The organism is Micromonospora sp. BQ32 (genome assembly GCF_059358895.1).
Window position 1 is genome coordinate 61,189 of record NZ_JCADBI010000002.1, and the last position, 26,125, is coordinate 87,313.

24 protein-coding genes are annotated in these 26,125 nt (G+C 72.9%); 10 read left to right on the forward strand and 14 right to left on the reverse strand.

What is annotated here, in order from left to right:
• Positions 1 to 25 precede the first annotated feature (25 nt).
• Positions 26 to 1,219 (reverse strand): LOG family protein, encoded by a 1,194-nt coding sequence (locus AC5L30_RS03840; RefSeq protein WP_494865420.1) that lies wholly within the window; start codon positions 1,217 to 1,219, stop codon positions 26 to 28.
• Between the two features lie 248 nt (positions 1,220 to 1,467).
• Here AC5L30_RS03840 and AC5L30_RS03845 point away from each other — a divergent pair, with 248 nt between their 5' ends.
• Positions 1,468 to 1,896 carry a DUF3151 domain-containing protein gene (locus tag AC5L30_RS03845; protein ID WP_112586150.1) on the forward strand — a complete coding sequence of 143 codons (429 nt, stop codon included), beginning with the start codon at positions 1,468 to 1,470 and terminating at the stop codon, positions 1,894 to 1,896.
• A 45-nt stretch (positions 1,897 to 1,941) separates the two neighbouring features.
• Here AC5L30_RS03845 and AC5L30_RS03850 read toward each other — a convergent pair whose 3' ends face one another.
• Positions 1,942 to 3,801 carry a MinD/ParA family ATP-binding protein gene (locus AC5L30_RS03850; RefSeq protein ID WP_494866063.1) on the reverse strand — a complete coding sequence of 620 codons (1,860 nt, stop codon included), beginning with the start codon at positions 3,799 to 3,801 and terminating at the stop codon, positions 1,942 to 1,944.
• Positions 3,802 to 4,517: 716 nt separating this feature from the next.
• Complete coding sequence (locus tag AC5L30_RS03855; protein ID WP_494865422.1) at positions 4,518 to 5,615, reverse strand: diacylglycerol kinase family protein; 1,098 nt, start codon at positions 5,613 to 5,615, stop codon at positions 4,518 to 4,520.
• Between the two features lie 124 nt (positions 5,616 to 5,739).
• Here AC5L30_RS03855 and AC5L30_RS03860 point away from each other — a divergent pair, with 124 nt between their 5' ends.
• The 5 genes from AC5L30_RS03860 (at position 5,740) to AC5L30_RS03880 (ending at position 10,879) form a co-directional block, all read left to right on the forward strand.
• Entirely contained in the window at positions 5,740 to 7,029 is a 1,290-nt protein-coding gene (locus tag AC5L30_RS03860) for an adenylosuccinate synthase (RefSeq protein WP_494865424.1), read from the forward strand.
• Between the two features lie 174 nt (positions 7,030 to 7,203).
• A complete protein-coding gene (locus AC5L30_RS03865; RefSeq protein WP_494866064.1) occupies positions 7,204 to 8,181 on the forward strand; it encodes a type IV toxin-antitoxin system AbiEi family antitoxin in 978 nt (325 codons plus the stop codon).
• 49 nt (positions 8,182 to 8,230) lie between these two features.
• Positions 8,231 to 9,481 carry a phosphoribosylamine--glycine ligase gene (gene purD / locus AC5L30_RS03870; RefSeq protein ID WP_494865426.1) on the forward strand — a complete coding sequence of 417 codons (1,251 nt, stop codon included), beginning with the start codon at positions 8,231 to 8,233 and terminating at the stop codon, positions 9,479 to 9,481.
• A gap of 62 nt (positions 9,482 to 9,543) precedes the next feature.
• Positions 9,544 to 10,065 (forward strand): SigE family RNA polymerase sigma factor, encoded by a 522-nt coding sequence (locus AC5L30_RS03875; protein WP_494865428.1) that lies wholly within the window; start codon positions 9,544 to 9,546, stop codon positions 10,063 to 10,065.
• Positions 10,058 to 10,879: a hypothetical protein gene (locus AC5L30_RS03880; RefSeq protein WP_494865430.1), complete on the forward strand. Its 822-nt coding sequence runs from the start codon at positions 10,058 to 10,060 to the stop codon at positions 10,877 to 10,879. The genes AC5L30_RS03875 and AC5L30_RS03880 overlap by 8 nt, the downstream gene beginning before the upstream one ends.
• Positions 10,880 to 10,886: 7 nt before the next feature.
• Here the strand turns inward: AC5L30_RS03880 and AC5L30_RS03885 are convergent, their stop codons facing one another.
• The 3 genes from AC5L30_RS03885 to AC5L30_RS03895 all read right to left on the reverse strand — a co-directional run bounded on the left by AC5L30_RS03885 (position 10,887) and on the right by AC5L30_RS03895 (position 14,312).
• Positions 10,887 to 12,449, reverse strand: a complete 1,563-nt coding sequence (locus AC5L30_RS03885) for an AMP-binding protein (protein WP_494866065.1) — start codon at positions 12,447 to 12,449, stop codon at positions 10,887 to 10,889.
• A 194-nt stretch (positions 12,450 to 12,643) separates the two neighbouring features.
• Positions 12,644 to 13,858 carry an acyl-CoA dehydrogenase family protein gene (locus AC5L30_RS03890; protein ID WP_112586166.1) on the reverse strand — a complete coding sequence of 405 codons (1,215 nt, stop codon included), beginning with the start codon at positions 13,856 to 13,858 and terminating at the stop codon, positions 12,644 to 12,646.
• Position 13,859: 1 nt separating this feature from the next.
• Positions 13,860 to 14,312 (reverse strand): SCP2 sterol-binding domain-containing protein, encoded by a 453-nt coding sequence (locus AC5L30_RS03895; protein WP_363608757.1) that lies wholly within the window; start codon positions 14,310 to 14,312, stop codon positions 13,860 to 13,862.
• Between the two features lie 68 nt (positions 14,313 to 14,380).
• Here AC5L30_RS03895 and AC5L30_RS03900 point away from each other — a divergent pair, with 68 nt between their 5' ends.
• On the forward strand, positions 14,381 to 15,019 hold the full coding sequence (locus AC5L30_RS03900; RefSeq protein ID WP_494865433.1) for a TetR/AcrR family transcriptional regulator: 639 nt from the start codon (positions 14,381 to 14,383) through the stop codon (positions 15,017 to 15,019).
• Here the strand turns inward: AC5L30_RS03900 and AC5L30_RS03905 are convergent.
• A complete protein-coding gene (locus AC5L30_RS03905) occupies positions 14,994 to 15,662 on the reverse strand; it encodes a DedA family protein (RefSeq protein WP_494865435.1) in 669 nt (222 codons plus the stop codon). The genes AC5L30_RS03900 and AC5L30_RS03905 overlap by 26 nt on opposite strands.
• 170 nt (positions 15,663 to 15,832) lie before the next feature.
• On the opposite strand from AC5L30_RS03905, the gene AC5L30_RS03910 reads away from it, so the two are divergent.
• Complete coding sequence (locus AC5L30_RS03910; protein ID WP_494865437.1) at positions 15,833 to 16,984, forward strand: sensor histidine kinase; 1,152 nt, start codon at positions 15,833 to 15,835, stop codon at positions 16,982 to 16,984.
• The gene (locus tag AC5L30_RS03915; protein ID WP_494865439.1) at positions 16,981 to 17,622 is read left to right on the forward strand and encodes a response regulator; all 642 of its coding nucleotides are present in this window, start codon (positions 16,981 to 16,983) and stop codon (positions 17,620 to 17,622) included. The genes AC5L30_RS03910 and AC5L30_RS03915 overlap by 4 nt, the downstream gene beginning before the upstream one ends.
• Positions 17,623 to 17,628: 6 nt before the next feature.
• Here the strand turns inward: AC5L30_RS03915 and AC5L30_RS03920 are convergent, their stop codons facing one another.
• The 7 genes from AC5L30_RS03920 to AC5L30_RS03950 all read right to left on the reverse strand — a co-directional run bounded on the left by AC5L30_RS03920 (position 17,629) and on the right by AC5L30_RS03950 (position 24,738).
• Positions 17,629 to 18,264: a DedA family protein gene (locus AC5L30_RS03920; RefSeq protein ID WP_494865440.1), complete on the reverse strand. Its 636-nt coding sequence runs from the start codon at positions 18,262 to 18,264 to the stop codon at positions 17,629 to 17,631.
• A gap of 162 nt (positions 18,265 to 18,426) precedes the next feature.
• Positions 18,427 to 19,689, reverse strand: a complete 1,263-nt coding sequence (locus AC5L30_RS03925) for an adenylosuccinate synthetase (RefSeq protein ID WP_494865441.1) — start codon at positions 19,687 to 19,689, stop codon at positions 18,427 to 18,429.
• A complete protein-coding gene (locus AC5L30_RS03930) occupies positions 19,686 to 20,645 on the reverse strand; it encodes a hypothetical protein (RefSeq protein WP_494865442.1) in 960 nt (319 codons plus the stop codon). Before AC5L30_RS03930 ends, AC5L30_RS03925 begins: the two co-directional genes overlap by 4 nt.
• Positions 20,646 to 20,654: 9 nt before the next feature.
• Complete coding sequence (locus AC5L30_RS03935; protein WP_494865443.1) at positions 20,655 to 21,623, reverse strand: BUD32 family EKC/KEOPS complex subunit; 969 nt, start codon at positions 21,621 to 21,623, stop codon at positions 20,655 to 20,657.
• The gene (locus AC5L30_RS03940) at positions 21,620 to 22,372 is read right to left on the reverse strand and encodes an NUDIX hydrolase (protein WP_494865444.1); all 753 of its coding nucleotides are present in this window, start codon (positions 22,370 to 22,372) and stop codon (positions 21,620 to 21,622) included. Before AC5L30_RS03940 ends, AC5L30_RS03935 begins: the two co-directional genes overlap by 4 nt.
• Before the next feature lie 129 nt (positions 22,373 to 22,501).
• Positions 22,502 to 23,368: a MaoC/PaaZ C-terminal domain-containing protein gene (locus AC5L30_RS03945; RefSeq protein ID WP_494865445.1), complete on the reverse strand. Its 867-nt coding sequence runs from the start codon at positions 23,366 to 23,368 to the stop codon at positions 22,502 to 22,504.
• Complete coding sequence (locus AC5L30_RS03950; protein WP_494865446.1) at positions 23,368 to 24,738, reverse strand: 3-oxoacyl-ACP reductase; 1,371 nt, start codon at positions 24,736 to 24,738, stop codon at positions 23,368 to 23,370. Before AC5L30_RS03950 ends, AC5L30_RS03945 begins: the two co-directional genes overlap by 1 nt.
• 55 nt (positions 24,739 to 24,793) lie before the next feature.
• On the opposite strand from AC5L30_RS03950, the gene AC5L30_RS03955 reads away from it, so the two are divergent.
• Positions 24,794 to 26,086: an acetyl-CoA C-acetyltransferase gene (locus tag AC5L30_RS03955; RefSeq protein WP_494865447.1), complete on the forward strand. Its 1,293-nt coding sequence runs from the start codon at positions 24,794 to 24,796 to the stop codon at positions 26,084 to 26,086.
• The last annotated feature ends 39 nt before the right edge of the window (positions 26,087 to 26,125 follow it).

Genomic DNA, 26,125 nt, shown 5'->3' on the forward strand with positions numbered 1-26,125 from the left:
CCGCACGGGGTGCCGGCCGTCGTCGTCAGGTCGTCAGCAGGCGTACGGCCTCGCGAACGTCGTCGGTGAGGTGGATCGTCGACGACAGGTCGCCGAACGGGGACGCGGCCAGCAGCGGGCGCAACAGCGCCTCCACCGGCAGCTCCCCGGTCCAGTACGCGCGGTCCAGGAAGATGTACGCCCCGCTGGCGCCGTCGGTGCCGTAGTAGGTCTTGGTGGCCGCCTGGAACACCTCCTGCACCGTGCCCGCCCGCCCCGGCGCGAAGACGATGCCGCCCCGGGCGAGCCGCAGGATGGTGTCCTCCCGGATCGCGTTCGAGAAGTACTTCGCGATCCGCCCGGCGAACAGGTTCGCCGGCTCGTGCCCGTACAGCCAGGTGGGAATGGCCAGGCCACCCGCACGAGCCCAGCCCAGATCGTCGCCGCGTTGCCGGGGCACCCCCGCGTACCGCTGCCGGACCGTCAGCGCCGTGGACGTGTACCGGTGGTGGTCGGTGAAGTCGGGAGCGGTGGCCAGCAGGTCGATCGCCGCCGTCACATCGGTCGCCGGCCGGTCCGCCAGGTAGGCGCCGAGGTTCGCGGCCTCCATCACCCCGGGGCCGCCGCCGGTCACCACCAGCCGGTCGGCCCGTGCCAGCTCCCAACCCAGCACGGCCGCCATCCGGTACGCGGAGCTGCCCCGCCGCACCGCGTGCCCGCCCATGATGCCCACCACCGACTGCGGCCCGTGCGCGGCCAGCCAGACCCGGGTGGCGTCCGCCAGCGCGTTGTCCACGCCGTGGTCGTGCAGCCGCTGACCCAGCGCCTCCTTGACGTCCGGCAGCGCGCCGCCGTGCGCTCGGTAGTGGTCGTACACCCGGGTGTCGTACATCCCGGTGAACCCGCCCTCGGCGAACCCGGCGGCCAGTTCCTCCGGGGTGTAGAGGTGCGTCGGCTGGGTCGGGTACGGCAACCCCGAGAACGGCGGCACCACGTTCGCGCCGCGCCGGACCAGGTCGGCGCCCACGTCCCGGGACGCGAACCGGCAACCGACGAAGAGGGTGCCGGCGACGTCGACGCCGGTCAGGTCGGGCACCGGCGCGAGGTCGAGCCGCAGGCCCTGCACGGTCAGTCCGGTCAGCCGACCGGTGGCCAACTGCTGATCGAACTCGGCCCGGGTCTGGATCTCATCGGCGTGCAGGTGCGGCTCGATGACGTCCGCGGGAGGTGGGGTCGGCACCGGGCCATCCTGCCCGTCCGCCGGGGCCGGTCAAACCTCGGGCCGGGGTGGAACCGACAGGAGCCCGGTGGTCGTGGCCACCGGGCTCCCGCATAACCGGTTCCTGGGGAGGCTCCGGACCATTAGTTGTAGCGGAAAACACCAGGCAGCGGCATAGGCCGCAGGCGTGACCAACTCCTCAGCCGTTCAGCGGAACACGTCGGCCGACCCGCTCGCGTGTCGCCCTGTCCAGCGGGTTGAATGGGGCGATGCAGAACCTTTTGCCAGAGCCACCGGCCACCCGCCTGCCCGTGAACGACGAGGCCGACGCCGCCCTGGCCGCCGCCGACGAGGCCGGCACCGATGAGGCGTACGCCAACGTGGCGGCCGGCTTCCCGACCTACAGCGCGGCCTGGGCGGAGCTCGCGGCGCGGGCGTTCGCGCAGGGCCAGGTGGTGACGGCGTACGCGTACGCCCGCACCGGCTACCACCGGGGCCTTGACCAGCTGCGCCGCAGTGGGTGGAAGGGGCACGGCCCGGTGCCGTGGTCACACGAGCCCAACCAGGGCTTCCTGCGCTGCCTGTACGTGCTGTCCCGCGCTGCCGACGAGATCGGCGAGGCCGACGAGGCGGCCCGTTGTGCCCAGTTCCTGCGCGACTGCGACCCGGAAGCGGCGGACGCGCTGGCGAGCAACTGACCCCGCTCCGGCGGCCGGCCCGACACCGGGCCGGCCGTCGGCGGGTTACAACCCTTCGGCGACCGCGGCGGCGATCTTCAGCCAGGCGTCCCGGGTGGCCGAGGAGAGCCCGCCGTAGCGGATCGGCTCCCCACTGTCGATGAGCCGCTCGTACGGGGCCAGCAGCACCGCCCGGGTACGGGCCGCGAAGTGCTCCTGGATGGCCGGCAGGTCGATCTCCTTGCGGGACGGTGGCATCGACACCACCGTCACGGCCTGACGGACCAGCCGTTGCCGGCCGCTCTGCTCCAGGTGGTCGAGCATCCGGGCGGCCGTCTCGGCCGAGTCGTTACGGGCCGACATGGTGACCACCAACTGGTCGGTGGCGTCCATCGACGCCTGCCAGTTCTGCGCCCGGACGTTGTTCCCGGTGTCCACGAAGATCAACTTGTAGAACCGGCTGACCACCTCGCGGATCTCGGCGAAGGCGGCCGCGGTCAACATCTCGCCACCGGTGGCCGACTCGTCCGAGGCCAGGACGTCGAACATCCCCTCGCCCTGCGAGCGGACGTACTGCGACAGGTCGCCGACCCGCCCGTGCGCGCCCTGGAACTGCCCGAGGTCACGCAGCATGTCCCGGACAGTGCGGGAGTGGAAGTCCTGTTGGGCGCGCATCCCGAGGGTGCCCTGGGTCTCGTTGTTGTCCCAGGCCAGCACGTAGCCGCCGCGCTTCTGACCGAACGTCATGGCGAGCAGCAGGATGGCCACCGTCTTACCGGCGCCGCCCTTCGGGTTGACCACGGTCACCTGCCGCAGACCACCGAAGTTGCGGCGCACCATCTCGATGTCCCGCTTGAGCTCCTGCTCGTGCCGCCCCGGTGAGAGCCGGAGCAGGCCCATCTTGTTGACCACCGCGCGGACACCCATGGTCGCCACCGGGTCGGCGGGTCGAACCTGGCGGCGTCGGGCGAAGTCCTCGGCGGTCGGCGCGGCGGTGGTGTCCGGTGTCCAGCTCGCGTCCGGGTACGCGGTCGCGTCCGGGTACGCGGGGGCCGGCACCCGGGTCACCCCGTCGGCCTCCTGGTACGGCTGTCCAGGGGTGCCGCCGGGCGAGCCCTGCTGCCAGGGCGGTGGGTACCAACCCGGTGCGGGCGGGAAGGGCCCAGGAGGTGGGGTCGCCGGCCCGGCCTGTGGAGGGGCGTGCTGCGGTGCGGCTTGGCCGTGCGGCGGGTTGGCGAACTGGGTCAGGTCGGGCGGTGGCGGGATCTGCGCCGGCCCGGCCTGGCCGGGAATGGCCGGAGTGAACGGCTGCCCGGGGTGTGCCTGCGCGGGACCGGCGTGCGGGACGACGGGCGGCGGCGGAACCGGAGGCATCGCGCTGGCCTCGTCCTGAGCAGCCGCGCCGGCCGGGCGTTGCGGCGGATACGCCCACGGCGACTCGGCGATCGGCCGTGCCGGCCCGTCGGCGGGCCCGTCGGCGGACCCGTCCGCGCCGGGCCCCCCGGCCTGGGTCACCGGCCCGCCAGGCTGCTGCACCGACCCGCGAGCCTGTGGTGCCGGCCCACCAGCCTGGGGCGTGGGCACGCCAGCCTGCGGTGCCGGCGCACCGGGCTGTGGCACCGGCCCGCCGGCCTGGGGCGTGGGCCCGCCAGGCTGCGGTGCCGGCGCACCGGGCTGTGGTGCCGGCCCGTCAGGCTGGGCCACGGGCCTGCCGGGCTGTGGTGCCGGCACGGCCGCCGCAGGGCCTACGGCCGAGGCCGGCCCGGAGCCGGCGGCCGTCGGGCTGTCGGTGGCGTTCGGGCTGGTGGCGGACGCGGTGGCGGCTGGGACGGGCCGGTCGGCAGGTGCCGCCGCGGTGGAGCGGTCGGTGGCGGTCGGGTGGTCCAGGGTGAACGGCAGGTTCAGGTCGACGCCGCCCGGCGTGATCGGCGCGGCGGCCGGGCCCCGATCGCCGGGCTGTACCTGCGCCGCTTCGCCTGCCTGGCTGGCCGCGTCGGCCGTGGCACTGGCCGCGTCGCTCGCGGCGGGTCGGCCGTCCCTCGACCCGGGGGTGACGTTCGGTGTTGCAGCGGCAGCGGGGAAGCCGGCGCCGGCTGACCCGCCGTTGCTCCCACCGGTTGCCGGCGGCGTCGGCTGGCCACCGGTCGCTGGCGGCGCGGGCGGCGGTGACGCGGCGGCCGGGTCGGTCGGTGGTGGCCAACTCGGCTGCGCCGGCGCCCAACCCGACCCGGTGCCGGACGGCCCGCTGGCCCCCCACCCCCCGGGTGCCGGGACGGCGCCGCTGAGCGACGGGTAGTCCGACGGCGAGGGCGGCGACTGGGCCGCAGCGCCGGGCTGGCCGGGAACCGGCGGTCGCCCGATCGGCGGCGCGGCCACCGGTGGCGTGACCGGCTGCGTGACCGGCGACGGCCCACCCCGCTGTTCGGCGACCGCAGCCCAGGGCGGCACCGCGCCCCGGTCACCCGGATCTGGCGGCCAGAGTGGTTCGATGTCCCGCTCCGGCACCGGCTGCTGGCCGGGCACCTGCGCCCGGTCGGCGTTCTCGTCCATTACGGCCCTCCCCAGTCCTCCTGCGAGGATAGGCCCATTCACCCAGCAGGGCCGATCGGCGCAGGCAGCTCGGCCGATCGATCCGGTCGAGGTCAGATCGACCAGACCGCCCAGGCACCCGGCTCGACCCACCAGGAACGCTTGCGGGTCAGCTCGCCCTCGACACCATCGTCGAGGTACGGCACCTTGCCCTCCCTGGGCAGCACCGACACCGCCCGCCCACGGGCCCGCCGAACTTCGAGGCGTACCCGCTTGCGCCCCCACGCCGAGCGGACGACCACCGGCACGGCCACCGCGACCTCGACCTGGCCGTCGGCCGGGTCCGGCGCGGTCAGCAGCGTCACGTCGTCGAGCGTCGCGTACCCGCCGGCGTTGCCGACCGCGCAGGCCAGCAGCGGTTCCGCGCCGTCGGTGAGAATGGTGTCGTCGACCTCCACCCGGGCGCGCCAGTGCAGTGGCCGGCCGGCGTCGTCGGCGGCGCCGAGGAGCGCGCCGTCCAGGGTCACCGAGCCGCCGTCGTTGCGGAGCAGGTCCAGCCGGCGTGGCGTGCCGTCCAACACCGCGGCGGCCACCGCCGCCGGGTCACGGGGCAGCCCGAGTTGGGCGGCCAGGTCCCGGTGGGTGCCGCCACGGGCCGGATCAAGCGGCAGTACGGCCACCGGCGGCAGGTCGGGCAGGGTCCGGTTGCCGGGCAGATCCGCCGGGCGCTTGCTGGGCGCCGGGGCGTACCGCTTGACCAGCCGGCGCAGCACGGCGCGCAACTGCCCGTCGCTGGCCGTCGCGACGACCAGCCGGATCTTGCTGTCCGGGTCCGGCCAGGTGAGGCCGTCCGGGCGGACCGGACCGTCGAGCCGGGCCAACACCGCGTCGATCTCCGCGTCGGAGCGGGCGGTGACCGTCTCCACCCGGGCGCCCCGGGCGTTCAACGCGTCGGCGCAGGCCAGCACGGGCACCCGTGGCCGCTCCGTCGCGCACTGCTCGGTGTCGGTTTGGCCGCTGCTGGCCTGGCCGGCGTCGGTCTGGCTCGTCGGGGCGGCGTCGCTCTGGTCGTTGCTGGTCTGGCCGGCGTCGGTCTGGCTCGTCGGGGCGGTGTCGGCCCCGGTCGCCCCGCCGCAGCAGGCCCCGCCGCTGCCACAGCCCCCGGGAGCGTCCCGCTCCGAACCGAGGGTGAGCAGCACCACGTCGTACACGGAAGGAGCCTCCTGCCTCTCGACGCGACCCCTGCCGGCCACGCCGTCACTACTTGTTAACCTGACACCCCGGGCTCGCCGAGCGGTCGCCACCTGGCACCCGAGCCTTCTGGAGGCGGAAAAGATGCCAGCGATCGTGCTCATCGGCGCTCAGTGGGGCGACGAGGGCAAGGGCAAGGTTACCGACCTGCTGGGTGAGCGGGTCGACTACGTCGTGCGCTACTCCGGCGGCAACAACGCCGGACACACGGTGATCACCCCGGACGGCCAGAAGTACGCGCTGCACCTGATGCCGTCCGGCGCGCTCTCGCCGGACGCGATGATCGTCATCGGCAACGGTGTGGTGGTCGACCCGAAGGTGCTGCTCGCCGAGATCGACGGTCTGGCCGAGCGCGGCGTCGACGTGTCCCGGCTGCGGATCTCCGGTGACGCGCACCTGATCATGCCGCACCACCGGGCGCTGGACCGGGTCATCGAGCGCTACCTCGGCTCGTCCCGGATCGGCACCACCGGCCGGGGCATCGGCCCGGCGTACGGCGACAAGGTCGCCCGGATCGGTATCCGCCTCCAGGACCTGCTCGACCCGGGCATCCTGCGCAAGAAGCTGGAGCTCGCGCTACGCGAGAAGAACCAGATCCTGTTCAAGGTCTACAACCGCAAGGCGATCGACCTTGAGGCGACCGTCGAGGAGTACCTGGAGTACGCGGAGCGGCTCAAGCCGTACATCGCGGAGACCCGGGCGATGCTCTGGGACGCCCTGGACCGGGGCGAGACGGTGCTGCTGGAGGGCGCCCAGGCCACCATGCTCGACATGGACCACGGCACCTACCCCTTCGTGACCTCGTCCAACCCGACCGCCGGTGGCGCCTGCGTGGGTGCGGGCATCCCGCCGACCGCGATCAACAAGGTCATCGCGGTGAGTAAGGCGTACACCACCCGGGTGGGTGCCGGGCCGTTCCCGACCGAGCTGTTCGACGCCAACGGTGACCACCTGCGCAAGATCGGCGCGGAGTACGGCACCACCACCGGGCGGGAGCGCCGGTGCGGCTGGTTCGACGCGGTCGTGGCCCGGTACGCCTGCCGGCTCAACGGCGTCACCGACCTGGTCATCACCAAGCTCGACGTGCTCACCGGCCTGCCCAAGGTGCCGATCTGCGTCGGCTACGAGATCAACGGTGTCCGGGTCGACGACATGCCGATGAGCCAGACGGACTTCCACCACGCCAAGCCCGTCTTCGAGGAGCTCGACGGCTGGTGGGAGGACATCACCAAGGCCCGCACCATCGACGACCTCCCGGAGAACGCCCGCCGCTACATCGCCCGGGTCGAGGAACTCTGCAACACCAGGGTGAGCGTCGTAGGCGTAGGCCCAGGCCGAGAAGAAAACGTCCACCTCCACCCCCTCCTCCCCTAACCCCCACCCCCGGGCCTCCTTCGGCTCGGTGATCAAGAGGTTTGCGTCAGATTTCCCCGTGAGGTTGACGTAAGGCTCTTGATCACCGGGGCGTGCGGTGGGGTTATCCACAGGCGTTCGGGGGTTGTCCACAGGGGCTTCGCTCGGGCGGGGTGGGGTCGGCAGGGTGTGGGTGTGGGTGCACACCAGCTTCTTTGCCAGATCGCGGCCGGGCAGGACGGCATGGTCACCCTGAGCCAGGCATTGCGTGCCGGCCTGACCAGGGACCAGATCCGGCAGTTGCACCGGTCCGGCAGGTGGCAGCGGCTTCTCCGTGGCTGCTTCGTTCCAGAAGCGGAGCTGAGTGATTCGACGCGTCGGCGGGCGCGAATCCGCGCGGCGGTCATGAGCCTCGACCCAGGCGCCTTCGCTGTTCTGGACTCGGCGTTGGAGTTGCACGGCATCGCGGGTCTTCGCCGGACGTCACAGGTCCACGTCTCGGTGCCAGTCGATCGACCCCGGCCCCAGCGCACCCTGGTCCCGTGGTTGACCGTGCATCAGCTGACTGTCGGCCCCGGCGATGTCGTCAAGGTTGCGGGCATCCCGGCAACCTCTCCACTCCGCACCGTCTCGGACGTCATCCTCCGGGTTGATCGTTACCCAGCGGTCTCGGTCCTCGACTCGGCGCTGAACCAGGGTCGCATCGATCCGGCGCACCTAGCGGCCATCCCGAACCTGATTCGGGGGCGGCGGGGCGCGGTCGTGGCGCGCGCATGTCTGGCCGAGGCGGACGGGCGGGCGCAGTCGCCGCTGGAGACGCGTAGCCGGCTGCGGTGCGTGGACGGCCGGGTGCCGCCGGACACGCTGCAGTTGGAAGTGCGCGACGACGACGGCTATCTGCTCGGCATCGGCGACTTGGGTTGGCGCGGTTCAAGACTGATCGCCGAGGCGGACGGTAGAGACGCGCACGGCACCCCGGAGGCCGCCTTCGCCGACCGCCGTCGCCAGAACCGCCTGGTCAACGCCGGCTGGACCATCCTCCGTTTCACCTGGCAGGACACCCTCCACCCCACCTACCCCCCACACAGTCCGCCAAGCGATCGCCGCCGCCCATCGAAGGTGATCAAGAGGTCTGCGTCAAGAACGAGTCCACCGATGACGCAAACCTCTTGATCACCGAGGCTCGGCGGGGGTTCGGGTGGGGGACAGTAGGATCTCGGGCGTGCGGGTTCTTTTGGTGGGTGGTGGTGGGCGGGAGCATGCGCTTGCGCTTGGGCTGACGGGCGATCCGGGCGTTTCCGCGCTGATTGCCGCGCCGGGTAATCCGGGGATCGCGGGCGTGGCGGAGCTGCGGACGGTGACTCCGACAGACCCGGCCGCGGTGGCGGCGTTGGCCGTGGAGACGGCGGCTGACCTGGTGGTGATCGGCCCCGAGGCACCGTTGGTCGCCGGGGTCGCCGACGCGGTACGCGCCAAGGGCATCGCCGTGTTCGGTCCGTCCGGCGCGGCCGCTCAGCTGGAGGGCTCCAAGGCGTTCGCCAAGGACGTGATGACCGCCGCCGGCGTGCCGACCGCCCGCGCGTACGTCTGCACGGACGAGGAGAGCACCGCTCGGGCGCTGGACGAGTTCGGCGCGCCGTACGTGGTGAAGGACGACGGGCTCGCCGCTGGCAAGGGCGTGGTGGTGACCGACGACCGGTCCGCCGCGTTGGCGCACGCCAGCGAGTGTGGGCGTGTCGTGATCGAGGAGTTCCTCGACGGCCCGGAGGTCAGCCTCTTCGTGGTCACCGACGGCGAGGCGGCGCTGCCGTTGTTGCCGGCACAGGACTTCAAGCGGCTCGGCGACGGCGACACCGGGCCGAACACCGGCGGCATGGGGGCGTACGCGCCGCTGGCCTGGGCCCCGCCCGGCCTGGTCGACGACGTGATGCGTGACGTGGTCCACCCGACGCTCGCGGAGATGCGTCGCCGGGGTACCCCGTTCGCCGGCCTGCTCTACGTCGGGCTCGCGATCACCGCCGCCGGCCCTCGGGTGATCGAGTTCAACGCGCGCTTCGGTGACCCGGAGACCCAGGTGGTGCTCGCGCTGCTGGAGACCCCGCTGGGTGGGCTGCTGCACGCGGCGGCCACCGGCACGTTGGCCGAGCACCCGCCGCTGCGGTGGCGGGACGGCAGCGCCGTGACCGTGGTGCTCGCCTCCGCGAACTATCCGGCCGCGCCGCGTACCGGTGACGTGATCACCGGCGCGGACCGACCGGGCATCATCCACGCGGGCACCGCCCGTCGGGCCAGCGACGGCGCGTTGCTCTCCGCCGGCGGCCGGGTCCTCTGCGGTACGGCCACCGGCGCCGACCTGGCCGCCGCGCGGGACGCCGCGTACGCGCTGGTGGACGGGGTGGAGTTGGCCGGCTCGCAGCACCGTACCGACATCGCCGCCGCCGCGATCGAGGATCGGATCACGATTCCCCGCTGAAACCGGGCAACCCTCGCCCGCCTCGTCTCCGTTTGCTCAGTGAGACGAGGGGGTGGCGGCGGATGCCGGTCGATGTCGAGGGCTACCGCGACTACGTCGGCGCACGGCTGGAGCCGTTGCGTCGCACGGCGTACCTGTTGTGCGGCGACTGGCACACGGCCGACGATCTGGTGTCGACGGCGCTGGTCAAGCTGCTCAGGCACTGGCCGCGGGTGTCCGTCATGGACAGCCCGGACGCGTACGTCCGGCGGACCCTGTTGCGGGTCTGGCTGGACGAGCGACGCCGGCCGTGGCGACGCGAGGCCGCCTGGGCCGAGGTGCCGGACCATCCGGCTGCGGCCGGCGGCACGGACGGCGCCGCCGACCGACTGACCATCCTCGCTCTGCTGGCCGAGCTGCCTCCGCGTCGCCGGGCGGTCCTGGTGCTGCGCTACTTCTGTGACCTCTCCGTCGAGGAGACCGCCCGAGAGTTGGGCTGCACCGCCGGCACCGTGAAGAGCCAGTCGGCTCGTGCGATCGAGGCGCTGCGTGGTCGCCTCGTCGACGTGCCGACTCGAATCGAGGAGGTACGAACCGATGGATGAGCTGACGAAGCACTTCCGGGACGCCGTGGCCGGGTCGCCGCCGAGCCGGATCAATCTGGACGGGTTGATCGCCGCGGACCGGCAGCGCCGTCGACACCGGGCGTGGACGCTGACTGGCACCGGGGTGGCCGCGGCCGTCGCGGCCGTCGCGGTGCCGACCCTGGTCGCCGCGCCGGGACCGGGCGGGATGGCCCTGCCGCCGATGAGTTCCGGGTCAGGTGACGCGTCGCTCTGCCTGGCACCGATCCCGTTGCCCAGCGGACCGGAGCCGTCGTTGCAGACGTACGACACGGTGCGCGCACGCCCGACGGAGCCCTGGCAGGCGGGCGTACCTCGGCTGACCGCGGCGCTGAGGGCGGCGCTGGCCACCACCGTGCCCACGGACCTCACGGTGACCGGGACGGTGCCCGAGTGCGATCGGCCGCAGTTCGCGTACCAACCTCCATACCGGCAGTACGAGACGATCGCGACTCTCAGCCGCGACGGGCGGCACAGCCATCTGAAGGTCGCCGTGTACCCCACTGGGGTCGAAGCGAAGGCGGACTGTGCGGACGCGCCTGACCCTCGGAACTGCGAGGTGCGGGGGCTGGACGACGACGGGAGGTTGATGGTCAGCACCAGTACGGACCCGGCCGGGGGCACGCTGCGCTGGGTGCAGCTCATGCGGGTGGACGGCACGTCGGTGACGGTCACCGTCGGCAACCTCCTCTACGGGGACCGCGGCCCAGTCGACCGGGCTGCCCGCGAGGCGCTGCTGACCTCGCAGGAACTCGTCGAACTGGCGCGGGCGCCGGGCCTGACCCTCTACCCCTGAACAGCGGTCAGCCGTAGTAGCGGCGCAGTTCGCGGGCGAGTACCTTGCCGGTGGCGTTGCGGGGCAGGTACTTCACGAAGATCACGTCCCGGGGGACGCTGAACCGGGCCAGGAAGTGCCGGACGTATTCGCGTACCGCCTCGGGGTCGAGCGTCTCGCCGGGGTGCAGGGCGAGGAATGCGGACAGGCGCTGGCCGTACTCGGGGTCGGGCACGCCGATCACGGCCGCTTCGCGGACCTGCGGCAGTTGCGCGAGAAGGTCCTCCACCTCGGAGGGGAAGACGTTCTCGCCGCCGGAGACGATCATGTCGTCGGCCCGGCCGTCGACGAAGAGCAGCCCTTCGGCGTTGAGCCGGCCGAGGTCCCCGGTGTCGAGCAGGCCGTCGTGGGTTTCCCGGTTGGCACCCGAGGTGTAGCCCTCGAAGAGCATTTCGTTGCCGACGAAGATCCGCCCGACCCGTCCGTCCGGTACGGGCTGGCCGTCGTCGTCGAGCAGCTCCAGCCGGGTGCCGTGCGGCGGGCGGCCGGCGGTGGTGGGTGCCTGACGCAGGTCCTGCGGGTCGGCGATGGAGGCCCAGGAGACCTCGGTGGATCCGTAGAGGTTGTAGAGGACGTCTCCGTAGACGTCCATGAACTTGGGGGCCAGCCCGCCGGGCAGGGCGGAGCCGCTGACGGCGACGACCTTCAGCGGGGGGCGCGGGTTTGGCGGGGGCACCTCCAGCAGCCGTTGCACCATCACGGGTACGGCGAAGAGCGCGTCGCACCGGTGCTCGGTCAGGGCGGCGAGGGTGGCGGTCGGGTCGAAGCGGCGGTGCAGCACGATGGTGGCCCGTAGTGCCAGGCAGACCTGGAGGGCGGCGAATCCCCAGGTGTGGAAGATGGGCGCGGCGATCATCACCCGGTCCCGGGCGTGCAATGGGATCCGGTCGATGATGGACACCAGCGGGCCGAAGCCGCTGGGCGTCGGCCGACGAGCGCCCTTGGGCGTACCGGTGGTGCCGGAGGTGAGCACGATGATTCGGCCGTCGCGCTCCGGCGGGTGCAGGTCACCCGGCAGCGCCCCGGCCACCAACTCCTCGCGGGCACGTTCGTCGAGCCGGGGCAGTTCGGCGGGGAGGCCGAGGACCCGCTCGGCGAACTCGTCGTCGTGCACGAGGAGCCGCAGCCGCTGTTCCTCGGCGACGGTGCCCAGTTGGGCGGCGCTGAGCCCGGTGTTGACCAGCACCGCGTCGACGCCGAGCAGGGTGGCGGCGACGATCGTCTCGATCAGCCCGTGGTGGTTGCGGCAGAGCACGCCGATCCGGTCGCCGGCCTGTACGCCGAGCCCGGCCCGCATCGAGCGGGCCATCCGCTCGGCCCGGTCGAGCAGGTCGTGGTAGGTCAGCTCGACGCCGTTCTCGTCGATGACGGCGGGGCGGCCCGGGTCCCGGGCAGCTGCTTGGCGTAGCTCGCCTGCCAGGCTCCACCCCCACGTCCGCAACGCGTTGAGCTGCGAGGCGACCCGGATCGGGCTGCCGGGGGTGAGTAGCCCGCGACGGGTCAGCGTGGCAACGATGAACGGCAGGTCCATGCCGCAGACCTCCTCGGGGTGGTGCGCGGACGGGGCAGTGGCCTGCCCGTCCATCAGGGCTTCTTTCCTTGATCATGCACTGGGCGCGGCTGAAGGCCCAGTTGGCGTCGGCGTGGGGTGACGAAGACGGCACAGATCGTGGAATCCGGGCCGCCGTCGGCCCGACCCGTGCAGAGGGGCCGGGCCGGCGACGGTCAGCGGATCTGCATCCCGGAGATCGCCCGGGAGATCACCAGTCGTTGGATCTCCGAGGTGCCCTCGAAGATGGTGTAGATCTTGGCGTCCCGGTACCAGCGCTCGACCGGGTGGTCGCGCAGGAAGCCCGCCCCGCCGAGCAGTTGCACTGCCTTCTCGGTGACCGACACCGCCACCTCGCCGGCCTTGAGCTTGGACATCGACCCCTCGCCGGCGGTGAACGGGCGGTTGTTGCGGCCCATCCACGAGGCCCGCCAGACCAGCAGCCGCGCCGCGTCGATCTCCATCCGCATGTCGGCCAGCGCGAACGCGACCGCCTGGTTCTCGATGATCGGGCGTCCGAACTGGACCCGGTCCTTCGCGTAGTCCAGCGCGTACTCGTAGGCGGCCCGGGCCACGCCGAGCGCCTGGGCCCCGACCGTGGGCCGGGACAGCTCGAAGGTGCGCATCGCGGCCTGCCCGGTGGCCCGCTGACCGGAGCGGGCCCGGTCGAGGCGTTCCAGCAGGGCGTCTCGTCCGCCGAGCAGGCACCGGCCGGGTACGCGTACCCCGTCGAGGAAGACGTCGGCGGTGTGGGACGCGCGGAGGCCGAGTTTGCGCAGCTTGCGGGTGGCGGCCAGGCCGGGGGTGCCCGGCGGTACGACGAACGCCGCCTGGCCCCGGGAGCCGAGCGCGGGGTCGACGGAGGCGGTGACCACGTGCACTCCGGCGATTCCGCCGTTGGTGGCGTACGCCTTCTGGCCGGTGAGCACCCACTCGTCGGTGGCCTCGTCGTAGACGGCCCGGGTGCGCATCGCGCCAACGTCGGAGCCGGCTTCCGGCTCGCTGGTGCAGAAGGCGGCGACGGCCGGTGAGTCGACGTCCCCGAAGCACTGCGGCACCCACTCGACCATCTGGTCCGGGGTGCCGGCGCCGTAGATGGCGGCGACGGCGAGCGAGGTGCCGAAGATGCTCAGGCCGATGCCGGCGTCACCCCAGAAGAGTTCTTCGCTGGCGATCGGCAGGGATAGCCCGGTCGGGTCGGCCCAGCAGGTGGCGAGGAACTCGAAGCCGTAGAGGCCGACCTTGGCGGCTTCCTGGATCACCGGCCACGGGGTGTCCTCGCGCTCGTCCCACTCGGCGGCGGCTGGGCGCACGACCTCGGCGGCGAAGCCGTGCACCCAGTCGCGTAGATCCCGCTGTTCCTCGTTCAGGTCGAGCGAGAACTCAGCCATGTCAGGCCTTGGGGATGTCGAACAGGTTGGCGATGTTGGCGGCGAGGCCGAGGTCGCCCTTTGCCTTCAACTTGCCGGTCATGAACATCATCACCGGGTTGGCGCCACCGGAGACGATCTTCAGGAACTCGACCGGACCCATGGTGAGGCTCAGCTTCGGGTCGTGCTGCGGGGTCTCGTTCACGACGCACTTGCCGTCGGCGATGACCACCTCGTAGGTGTCGCTGCCGCCGTCGGGGCGCCCGGTGATGACCCAGTGGATGACCGCGTTGGTGGAACCGGCCCGGTCCGCGCGGAACAGCGACGGCATCCGGCCGAACACCTCGCCCAGGACCTTGCCGCGCAGGTCGCCGGACATCACCTGGGCGATCTTGTCGTCCGGAGTGGACTTGACCAGCTGGGCGAACTCCTTGGGGCCCACGTTGGCGAAGGTGGCCGGGTCGAAGTCAGTCATCAGGTGCGCCTTCCGGAAGAATTGGCTACTCGCGCGTAACCCTACGCACGAGTAGGTATGCTCGCAAGGTGTCCAGCGTCCCCGCCTTCAAGCGCCTGCCTCGCGCCGTCCGCGAGCAGCAGATGCTCGACGCGGCCGTCAAGGTCTTCTCCCGACGTGGCTTCCACGCCGCCAGCATGGACGAGATCGCGGAGGACGCCGGCATCTCCAAACCCATGGTGTACGCGTACCTCGGCACCAAGGAGGAGCTCTTCGTCGCCTGCCTGCATCGGGAGGGCACCCGGATGATGCAGGCCATCGCCGGGGCGGCGGCTCCCGACCTGCCGGCCGACGAGCGGCTCTGGCGCGGGCTGAGGGCGTTCTTCGGCTTCGTGGGCGCCCACCGGGACGGCTGGGCGGTGCTTTACCGGCAGGCCCGGGGCGAGCAGCCGTTCGCCGGCGAGCTGGCCACCATGCGGGCCCGGCTGGTCGAGGTGGTCGCCGGGATGCTCGACCACGCGCTGCGCGCCGAGGGCCGCGAGATCGCCGCCCTCGATCTGGAGGTCGTCGCGTACGCCCTGGTCGGCGCGACCGAGTCGCTGGCCGACTGGCTCGCGGACCACCCGGAGGCCGAGCCGGAGAAGACGGCCACCCGGATGATGAACGTGGCCTGGCTCGGTGCCGCCCAACTCCTGCACGGCGTCACCTGGCGTCCGCCGGCCGACTGACGGCCCCGGCGGAGACAGCGTCGGTGCCGGGCTCGCCGACCCGCGCCGCGTGGCGCCGGTGCCCGCGGAGCCAGCGGACCACCTCGACGATCACCGTCACCGTCAGGGCGAGGCCCAGACCGAGCAGGAGACCGCGCAGCGGGTCCTGCTCGAAGGCCAACCCGCCGAGGTAGCCGACCAGCGCCGAGTAGAGCCCCCACGAGCCGGCGGCCAGCGCGTCGAAGACCAGGAACCGTCGCCGGGGATAACGCACCGCACCCATGGTGAGGGTGACCGCGGTCCGGCCGCCCGGGATGTATCGGGCCACGGTGAGGATCAGACCACCCCGGGTGGCGATCCCCCGACGGGCCCGGTCGATGGCGGTTCGGCGTCGACCGTCGGGCGGCAGCCGGTCGAGCAGCCGGGTGCCACCGCCCCGCCCGATGGCGTACGAGATGTGGTCGCCGACCAGCGCCCCGGCGGCGGCGACCAGGATCACCGCCGGCAGGTACGGCGCTCCGGAGGCGGCGAACACCCCCGCGGTGATCACCGCCGTCTCGCTCGGCACCACCGGGAAGAAGCCGTCGAGCACCGCGATCGCGAAGATCGCCAGGTACACCCAGGGCGAGGACATCGTGTCGTGCAGCAGGTCGAGCAGATCCATGACTCCGATGCTGGTCCGGGCCCCAGCTCCCGGCATCGGCCAGTGGTCAGGCCGATGCCACTACTTAGGTAGCGACCGTCCCCGAGGGCGGGTAGGGGTCTTCCCCCACCGGGCCCCGGTCCGGCGGCGCACGGCGGCCCGATCCGTCCGTGAAGCCCTACGCTCGCTGCGTGACCTCCAGCGCGGTCGTCTCCCGGCGGGTCGTCAAGCGGTACGCCCCGCTGCTGCTCGCCGTCGTCGTCGCCGCTGCCGTCTGGGCCAGCGCAACCGGTGACATCGGGGTCCGCTCACCGCTGCCGAGCGGCGTCGCGCTGCTCCTCGCGGTGGTGTCGGGTTGGGCCGCCGGCACGGTTCGTACCCGCCGATGGCCGTTGTTCCTGGCCGCCGCGGTCGGCTGGCTGGTCCTCGCCGCGGCGGCGGCCGGAGTGGTCGCCTCGTACCAGGCGGGCCTGCGGCTGCGCGGTCGCCAACTCGCTGGCTACCTCGCCGGGGCGGCCCTGGTGCTGACCGGTGGGGTGCTGGTCGGGCTGGCGGTGGGTGGCGTACGCCGGATCACCACCGCCACCAGCGGCAACGTGCTGCTGCTCGCCGCCTGTCTGGTCGGGCTCCCGTTGGTCTTCGGCCTGTGGGTGCGAGCGCGCCAGGACACGCTGGCCGCGCTGCGGGACCGGGCCGAGCGGCTGGAACGCGAGCAGGAGGCCCGCGCCGACCGGGTCCGTGCCGAGGAGCGGACCCGGATCGCCCGGGAGATGCACGACGTGGTGGCGCACCGGGTCTCGTTGATGGTGGTCCATGCCGGGGCGCTGGAGGTGACCGCCGCGGACCCGGCGACCGTCGAGGCCGCCGCGCTGATCCGGACGACCGGCCGGGAGGCGCTCACCGACCTGCGCGAGGTGCTGGGTGTGCTGCGCCAGGCCGGCCCGGCCGTGACGCCGGAGCGAGGGCTCGACACGTTGGACGAGTTGATCGGGGAGTCCCGCGCCGCCGGGCTGCGGGTGTCCCGGCAGGACGAGGGCGCGCCGACGGCACTACCGGCGACGCTGGGGCGCACCGCGTACCGGGTGGTCCGCGAGGCGCTGACCAACGTGCGCAAGCACGCGGCCGACGCCGAGACGACCGTCTGCCTGCGCTACCTGCCTGACGGGCTGGAGGTGCTGGTCCGCAACGGCCCGTCCGAGGGCGGGCCCGCGCTGCCCGGCGCCGGGCAGGGGCTGCTCGGGCTGCGTGAGCGGGTGGAGTTGCTCGGCGGCCGGTTGGAGGCGGCGCCCGTGGACGGCGGTTTCCTGGTCCGGGCCCTGATCCCGCTGGCGGGTACGGCGTGATCCGGGTGGTGGTGGTCGACGACGAGCAACTGGTCCGGGCCGGGCTACGGCTGATCCTGGAGGCGGCGGAGGACATCACGGTCGTCGGTGAGGCGGCGGACGGCGTCGGCGCGCTGGAGCAGGCTCAGCGGTTACGCCCCGACGTGGTGCTGCTCGACGTGCGGATGCCGGGCGTCGACGGGCTGACCGTCGCGCCCGAGGTGGTCGCCGCCGGCCCGAAGGTGATCATGTTGACCACCTTCGACCTCGACGAGTACGTGCACCGGGCGCTGCGGGCCGGCGCGGTCGGCTTCCTGCTCAAGGACACCCCGCCCCGCGAGCTGGCCGCCGCTGTTCGTACGGTGGCCGCCGGGAACGCGATGCTCGCCCCGACGGTGACCCGCCGCCTGATCAGCTCGTTCGCCGAGCGGGGTCCGGCCCGCCGGGACGCGGCCCGTGAGCGGCTCGCACCGCTGACCGAGCGGGAGCTGGCGATCGTCCGGGAGGTGGCACGCGGGCACGGCAACGCGGAGATCGCCCGGCGGTTGACGATGAGCGAGGCCACCGTCAAGGCGCACGTCAGCCGGGCGCTGGCGAAACTCCACGCCGGCAACCGGGTGCAGTTGGCCATCCTGGTGCACGACGCCGACCTGCTGTGACGGGTGTCAGGTCGATCCGGCCCGGTCGGTGGTGGTGGCGGCGCGGCGGCGCGCCCGGTGGCGCAGCCAACGGATGCCCTCGATGCCCAGCGTGACGATCACCGACAGGCCGATCCCGGCGAGGATGCCCTTGACGGGGTGCCGTTCGAAGGCCAGCCCACCGAAGTAGCCGAGCAGCCCGCAGTACAGGGCCCAGGTGACCGTCGCAATCGCGTCGTACAGCAGGAACGACCGGCGGGGATAGCGCACCGCGCCCATGGTGAGCGTGACGGCGGTCCGCCCGCCCGGCAGATACCGGGAGGTGGTCAGGATCAGCCCGCCGCGCCGGTTCAGCGCGCGCCGGGCCCACTCCGAGCTGGCTCGTCGGCGGCTGCCATTGGGAAAACCGGCGAGGCGTCTCGCGCCGCCACCGCGCCCGATGGCGTACGAGACGTGGTCACCGGCGCAGGCGCCCAGCGCGGCGGCGACGATCACCGCCACCAGCTTGGGATTTCCGCTGGTGGAGAGCACGGCGGCGGTGATGACGGCCGCCTCGCCAGGTACGGCCGGAAAGAACGCGTCGACCGCCGTGAGCCCGAAGATCAGCAGGTACACCCACGGTGAGGTGACCAGCTGTCGGAGCAGGTCGAGCGCGGAGTCCATGCCCCCATGCTCGCCGGGTGCGACCCGCACGGTGGCGGAAGCCGCGGGATGACCCCCACCTCTCCCCGCGCTGATCTTGCACTTTGTGTCCGAACCAACCCCTGCAAAAGCCGCAGAACAACGACCGAAAGTGCAAGATCGACGGGGTTGGGGCGGGGTGGGTCAGGCCGTGCGGGCCAGGGCCGGTGTGGCGAGCAGCGGGCCGTGTGGGGTCTTGTCGTCGGCGGTGGGGCCGTGCGAGGTGAGCACCACTGGGGTGTCCAGCTCCGCGCGGACCGCCTCGGCCCAGTCCGCCGGCGGTTCGTCGTACACCGGGCGGGAGCGCAGCAGGCGGGCGGTGAGCGCGGCCTGCCGGCCCAGGTCACCGGGCGGGCCCGGGGTGAGCCGGTCGGTGGTGTCGTAGCGGCGGCAGATCCGCAGATCCGGGCCGGCCAGGTCGAGGTGGGTCAGCGCCAGGCCGTCGACGCCGCCGGCCGCGGCGAGGGCGTACCGGTGGGCGACCGCGTCGAAGTGGCCGAACCGGAACCGGCCCTGCCACGAGTTCGTGGCGTTGTGCGGGTCGGTGAACGGCAGGCTCGGGTCCTCGGTCACCAACGGACCGTGCCCGTGCCGGGTGGTGACCACGCGGAGCACCCCGATCCGGGTCACCTCGCCGGACCGGCCCGCCTCGGCGAGCAGGCTGTCGACGTTGGCGAACGTGGTGGTGCTCCAGGTCGTGTACGGGTGGAAGCCGTGCCACTCGTCGAGCAGCACCCCCTGCGCGCCCTCGAAGACGCAGGTCCCGGTGCGCAACGCCCCGGTGAGCCAGCTGCCGTCGACGATGGCGACCCGCCCGGCGAACCCGGTGAACGCGGGCAGGCAGTCCTCGATCGGTGGCGCGTCCAGCGGGCCCAGCTCGGCGGTGAGCCGGTCCCGCAGGGTGGTCAACCGGCGGCGCAGCAGCGCTGGGCTGTGGCAGTCGGCGACCCGGGGCGCGTCGTCGGGGTGGGCGAGACCGTACCCGACGGCCTCGCCCACCCCCAGCCCGCAGGAGCCGTGCCGGTCGGCTCCCCGGGCGATCTCGCGGGCCCGGTTGGCGGCCCGGTGGTACGGGGTGGCGAGCAGCGCGTCCCCGTCGACGGTCAGCCGGTCCAGCGCGTCGGGCACCCCGACCGTGGCGAGGTGGTCGGCCTCGGCGGCCAGCGCCAACGGGTCCACCACCATGTGCCGAGAGAGGTGGGTACGGACACCGGGATGGAACGTGCCGGCGCCGAACTGCGCGAACGTGTGGTGCCGCCCGTCGCGCAGCACGACGTTGTGCGCCGCCTGCGCGCCCCCGTTGAAGCGGACCACCGTGTGTACGGGACGGGTGTCGCAGAGCCAGTCCACCACCGTGCCCTTGCCGGCGTCGCCGTAGCCGAGATCGACCACCGCCAGGTGCCTCACAGCCGGGTCACCCCGCTGGCCGTGTCGCGGAACGCCGGCAGCGTCGACACCTCGGCCCGCCGTTCCCGGCCGAGGCGGGCCAGCGCCTTCGACACGGTGCCGGTGGCGCCGGAGCCGGCGCGGTCCAGGTCGCGAAGGCCCTCGTCCAGGTCGATGGCCTGTTCGCCGAGGCCGATGGTGAGTGCGATGGTCTCGCAGACCGCGTCCAGATCGTCGAGTACGACAGCGTTCTGCCCGAGCAGGTCCCGCCAGAAGTCGAGCACCTTCGCGTTGCCGGCGTAGTGGCTGCCGGCGGGGAGCAGATAGTAGGTGTCCCAGCGGCGGGTCACCTCGTCGACGACCTGCCGCAGCGGCACGTCCTCGGAGAGGTCGTCGCCGATCAGGCCGGCCACCTCCCGGGCCTTCACCCGCTGGTACGCCAGCTCGTCGCCGATGATGAACAGGTAGCCGCGCCGGCCGCGCTTCTCCCAGTTGTCGGTGACGGTGTGCCGGGCCATGAAGTACATGGCCAGCTCGTACGACTCGCTCATCTGCCCGCCGCCACCGCCCTCCAGCACGATCCGGCCGAGGTCGTCGTCCATCCGGTTGTCCGACTCGAACTGGCCCACCTGCAACGGCACCCGGTCACAGGTGGCGTCGCCGATGGCACCGAACATGATCTGCGGGTCGCTGGCGTAGCCCTGCCGTTGCAGCAGCCCGAGCAGCTGCGGCAGCTTGGTCTGCAGGACCCGCGGCACCGTGCGCATCGAGCCGGTCACGTCGAAGAGCACCGCGACGGGCGTCGACCGGGGGTGCTCGTCGGAGTCGCGGCTCTCCCGGCTCGCGTCCCTGGGGTCGAGCGCGGGGTGCACGGTGCGCGCCCCGCTGTCGCTGTAGGAGAAGGCGCTCTTGCCGGTGGACCGGCGGTAGCGGTCGGCGGCGTCGTACACGTCGGTGGACCAGATTCCACTGCCCATGACAGCTCCTTAGGGGGTGAGGGTGAAGGGTCGGAAGGTGCGTGGCCCGTAGAGGCGGTCCAGCACCTGGTCGAGTTCGCGCAGCAGGCGCCAGGCGTCGTCGGGCCGGGCGTACAGGGACCGTTGCCGGCAGCCCTGCGCGAAGGTGTGCAGCTCGCGGGGTGCGCGTGGCCCCATCAGCCAGCTCATGCAGTGGCTGGCCATCGCGATGTCGGTGCCCGGGCCGCAGGGCTGCTTCTCGAGGACCTCCTCCGGGTTCCAGCCGTGGCCGGGCACGACCGCCGGGATCGTGCTCCCGACGGTCGCGGAGAAGCACCAGTCGACGAGCACCACGCCGTGGGCGTCCGGCTCGATCAGCACGTGTCGTGGCAGGACCGCGCCGTGCACCACGCCCGCCCGGTGGGCCAGGCCGAGCACCACCAGCAGCCGCCGCCACATCCAGGCCACATCCCGGGCGTCCAGCCCGTCGGGGTACGCGCGCCGCACCTCGTCGAGGTCGTGCAGGCCGGGTGCGGTGGCGAGCACGTTGATCCGCCGTTCCGCGCCGGTGGCCGGGTCGCGGTGCCGGAGTTCGTCGACGAGCCGGGGCACGTACGGCAGGTAACGCGGGTCGCCCCGCTCGGCGATGGTGCGCAGGGCGTGCGCCTCGCGGGCCATCAGGTCGTTGTCGGTGGGCCGCCGGGGGAGCTTGAGCAGCCGGTCGTCGCCGACGTCGTAGAGGTCGGCCAGGTCGCCCGAGTGGGCCGGCGCGCCGAGGCGGTAGTCGCCGAGGACGGTGATCTGCCGGGCCTGCCACCGGGTGGTGACGTGGATGAAGGCTTCGGTGGCTTCGGCGCGTACCGCCGGGTCGGTCGGCAGGCGGTCGGGGTGTAGGGCCGCGACCAGCTCGCGGTAGCGGCGGGCCGGCTGGTCGGCGCCGAACAGGTCGACGTCCGTGCGGGCGGCCGCGACCAGGCGGATGGCCTCCGCGGTCCTCACCGCACCGTCTCCTCGCGGGCGGGGCGCAGCAGCGCCGGGTGCAGCAGCCGGGCGTCGCCGGCCCGGTAGAGCCGGGCGCGTGGGCCGCCTCGGGCGCCACCGCGCTCGGTGCTGGTGCCCGTGCTCTCCACGAAGCCCGGCACGGAGAGCACCTTGCGGTGGAAGTTGCCGGCGTGCAGCGGGTGCCCCCAGACCGTCTCGTAGACGGCGCGCAGCTCGCTGATCGTGAACTCGGCGGCGAGGAAGCGGGTGGCCAGCGGGGTGTACTCCAGCTTGGACCGGGCCCGTTCCAGCGCGTCGTCGATGATCCGGCCGTGATCGAAGGCGAGCTGTCGACTGGTCAACGCGGTCACCGGCAGCCAGATCGCCTCGTCGGCGTCGGTGCCGGCGGCCGGATCCGGCAGGTCCGGGGCGAACGCGAGGTGGGCGATCGAGACGATGCGCATCCGCGGGTCACGGTCGGGCGCGCCATAGCTGCCCAACTGCTCCAGGTGTACGCGGCGCAGCGTCTCGCCGCCGAGCCCGGTCTCCTCGGCCAGCTCCCGTCGGGCGCCAGTGGTCAGATCCTCGTCGGGGCGGACGAAGCCCCCGGGCAGCGCCCAGTGCCCGGCGAAGGGCGCCTCGCCGCGCCGGATCAGCAGCAGGTGCAGTGCGCCGTCGCGGATGGTCAGCGCCACCACGTCGACGGTCACGGCGACCGACGGGTAGGCCCGGGGGTCGTACGCGGCCAGGAACTCCTGCTCGTTCATCACGTCTCTCTCATCTTGAGAACATCTCGCCCTGAGAACAACCTAGCGCAGAAGTGCGCGCCTGCCAAGGGCAATCCAGCGCACGGAGCCAGCGCAGTGCGCTCAGCGCACGGAGCTGGCCAGGTGCGCTCAGCGCACGGAACCCGCCAGGTGCGGTCGGCCGTGCGAGTCGTGCAGGGTGAACCCGCCGTCGGGCTGGAGCGCGAAGCTCACCGTGCTCGGCAGCGGCACGGGCAGCTTGAAGGCGACCTCGACGGTGTACGCATCCGGCAGCCGGGCCTCCAGCGCGGCCAGGCAGCGCGCCTTGCTCCACATTCCGTGGGCGATCGGCCGGCGGAAGCCGAACAGTCGCGCCCCGATCCGGGAGGTGTGGATCGGGTTGTGGTCGCCGGAGACCCGCGCGTACTCCGTACCGACGCGCGGTTCCACCCGCCAGCGGGCGGTGGCCGTCGGCGCCGCGGGACGTTCGCCGGGCTCGCGTCCACTCGGCGTGCGCTCCCGACCGAGGTACGTCGAGACGCCGCGCCACACCTCCTCCCCGTCGACCGAGCCGATCAGCACCACGTCCACCTGCCGCCCCCGGTCGTGCGGGCGCAGGTTCTCCGCGTACGTGGTGAAGTCGAGGGTCTCGTCGGCGGTGACCGGGCGGTGCGTGGTGATCCGGTTGCCGACGTGCACCAGGCCGATCAGCGGGAGGGGGAAGTCCGGCGCGGTCATCAGGCGCAGGGCCAGCGGAAAGCCCATGACGTGCGGAAACGTCGCAGGCAGCCGATCGGTGAGCCGGAACCCGCAGACCCGGTCGTAGTCGGCCAGCTGCGCCCGGTCGACGCTCACCCCGCCCACAGTCAACTCGACCGCCGGCAGGTCGGGCCCGCGCCGCCCACCGCCGAGACCCGGCACCGCGCCGAGCAACGCCCGTCGGTGCAGCGCCCCGACCGCCGGCATGCGGGGCAGCTCGACCTGGTTGCGGCTGCCCGACTCCGGTCGCGCGCCCATCACGCCCCCAGCAGGCTCTGGCCGCAGACCCGGACCACGTTTCCGCTGACTGCGCCGCTGGCCGGCCAGGCCAGCCAGCCGATCGTCTCGGCCACGTCCACCGGCAACCCGCCCTGGGCCAGGCTGTTCATCCGCCGGCCCGCCTCACGGACCACCAGCGGGATGCGCGCGGTCAGCCGGGTCTCGATGAAGCCGGGGGCCACCGCGTTGACGCTGATCCCGCGTTCCCGCACGGCTGGCGCGAGCGAGTCGACCAGCCCGATCACGCCGGCCTTGCTGGTGGCGTAGTTGGTCTGCCCCCGGTTGCCGGCGATCCCGGCGATCGACGAGACCGAGATGATCCGCCCGCCGGCCGGGATCAGCTCCCGCTTCAGCAGCACGTCGTTGATCCGTTCCTGGCTGGAGAGGTTGACGTCGATGACCTGGTCCCACCAGTCGGCGTCCATCCGGCCGAGCGTCTTGTCCCGGGTGATGCCGGCGTTGTGCACCACCACGTCGACCCGGCCGTGCCGACTGGCCAGGTGCTCGGCGAGTCGGGTCGGCGCGTCCGGCGCGGTCAGGTCGAGTTGGACAGCGGTACCGCCGATGTCGTTCGCCACGGCGGCGAGCGCGTCGCCGGCGGCCGGGATGTCCAGGGCCACCACCTGCGCGCCGTCGCGGGCGAGCACCTTCGCCAGCGCCGCGCCGATACCCCGTGCGGCGCCGGTGACCAGCACGACCTGCCCGTCCAGCGGGCGGTCCCAGTCGGCCGGGACGCTCGCCGCGCCGCTGCCGACCCGGACGACCTGCCCCGACACGTACGCCGACCGGCCGGACAGCAGGAACCGGACTGTCGATTCGAGGCTCGTGATCGTGCCGGCCGAGTGGGCCGGGTCGTCCGCCGCGGTACTGCTCACGTAGACGAGTTGCGCGGTGATGCCCCGGCCGAACTCCTTGCCGATGCTGCGGACCAGCCCTTCGAGGGCGCGCTGGGCGGTCGCCTCGCGGGGTGTCGGGCACTCCTGCGGTGGAGTGCCCAGCACGATCACCCGGCCGCTGGGCAGCACGGCCCGGGCCTGCGGGTGGAAGAAGTCGTAGAGCTGGCGCAGCTCGGTCGAGTCGGTGATCCCGGTGGCGTCGAAGAGCAGTGCCCCGTACCGCTGCGGGTTGGCCGCGGCCGGGTCGGCCAGCTCGACCCCGGCGGCGGCCAGGATTGTGGTGATCGGCTCGGCGAGCCGGCCGCCGGTGGCCGCGCCGAGCAGAGCCGGCCCGGCCAGCAGCGGGTCGCCGGGGCGGTGCCGGCGCAGTCGGGGCGGGTCGGGCAGCCCGAGGCGCTTGACCAGCGCGCGGCCGGCGGCCGATTGGACGAAGCTCGCGTACCTGTCGGTCATGGGCGTAGCCTACTGGCGAGTAGGGTTCGAGCAACACATGTCGAGGAGGCGGATCGTGCAGAGCATTCGGCGGGTCGCGGTCATCGGGGGCAACCGCATCCCCTTCGCCCGTTCCAACTCCCGCTACGCGGACGCGTCGAACGCGGACCTGCTCGGCGCGGCGCTCGACGGCCTGATCGCCCGCTACGGGCTGGCCGGGCAGCGGATCGGCGAGGTGGTGACCGGTGCGGTGCTCAAGCACTCCCGCGACTTCAACCTCACCCGCGAGGTGGTCCTCGGCTCCCGGCTCGACCCACACACCCCGGCGTACGACATCCAGCAGGCCTGCGGCACCGGTCTGGAGGCGACGATCCTGGTCGCCAACAAGATCGCCCTCGGTCAGCTCGACGTGGCCATCGCCGGCGGTGTCGACACCACCTCCGACGCCCCGCTCGCCGTCAACGAGGAGATGCGCCGCACGCTGCTCAAGCTCAACTCGGCCCGTACGCTGGGCGAACGGCTCAAGATCGCGGCGAAGCTGCGCCCACTCCAACCGTTCAAGCCGGAGATCCCGCGCAACGCCGAGCCGCGTACCGGCCTGTCCATGGGCGACCACGCCGCCCGCACCGCCCTGCGCTGGCAGATCGACCGGCGCTCGCAGGACGAGCTGGCGCTGCGCTCGCACCAGCGCCTCGCCGCCGCGTACGACCGGGGTTTCTTCGACGACCTGATGACGCCGTACCTGGGGCTCACCCGGGATGCGAACCTGCGCCCGGACAGCAGCCTGGAGAAGCTGGCCTCGCTGAAGCCGGTCTTCGGCACCCGCGGCCCGGACGCCGAGCAGGCCACCATGACCGCCGGCAACTCGTCGCCCCTCACCGACGGCGCGTCCACGGTGCTGCTGGCCAGCGAGGAGTGGGCGGCGGCGCACCACCTGCCGGTGTTGGCCTGGTTCAGCTGGTCGGAGACGGCGGCGGTGGACTTCGTGCACGGCGACGAGGGGCTGCTGATGGCCCCCGCGTACGCGGTGCCCCGGATGCTGGCCCGTGCCGGGCTGACGTTGCAGGACTTCGACTACTACGAGATCCACGAGGCGTTCGCGTCGCAGGTGCTGGCCACCCTCGCCGCTTGGGAGTCGCCGGAGTTCGCCAAGGACCGGCTCGGCCTGGATGCCCCGCTGGGCGCGATCGACACGGACCGACTCAACGTCAACGGTTCGTCGCTGGCCGCCGGACATCCGTTCGCCGCCACCGGTGGACGGATCGTGGCGACCCTGGCCAAGCTGCTGGCCGAGCGGGGCAGCGGGCGCGGGCTGATCTCCATCTGCGCCGCCGGTGGCCAGGGCGTGACCGCCATTTTGGAGCGCTGAGCGGAGCGTGCAAGGCGACGCCCGCCGGACTCGAGGGTC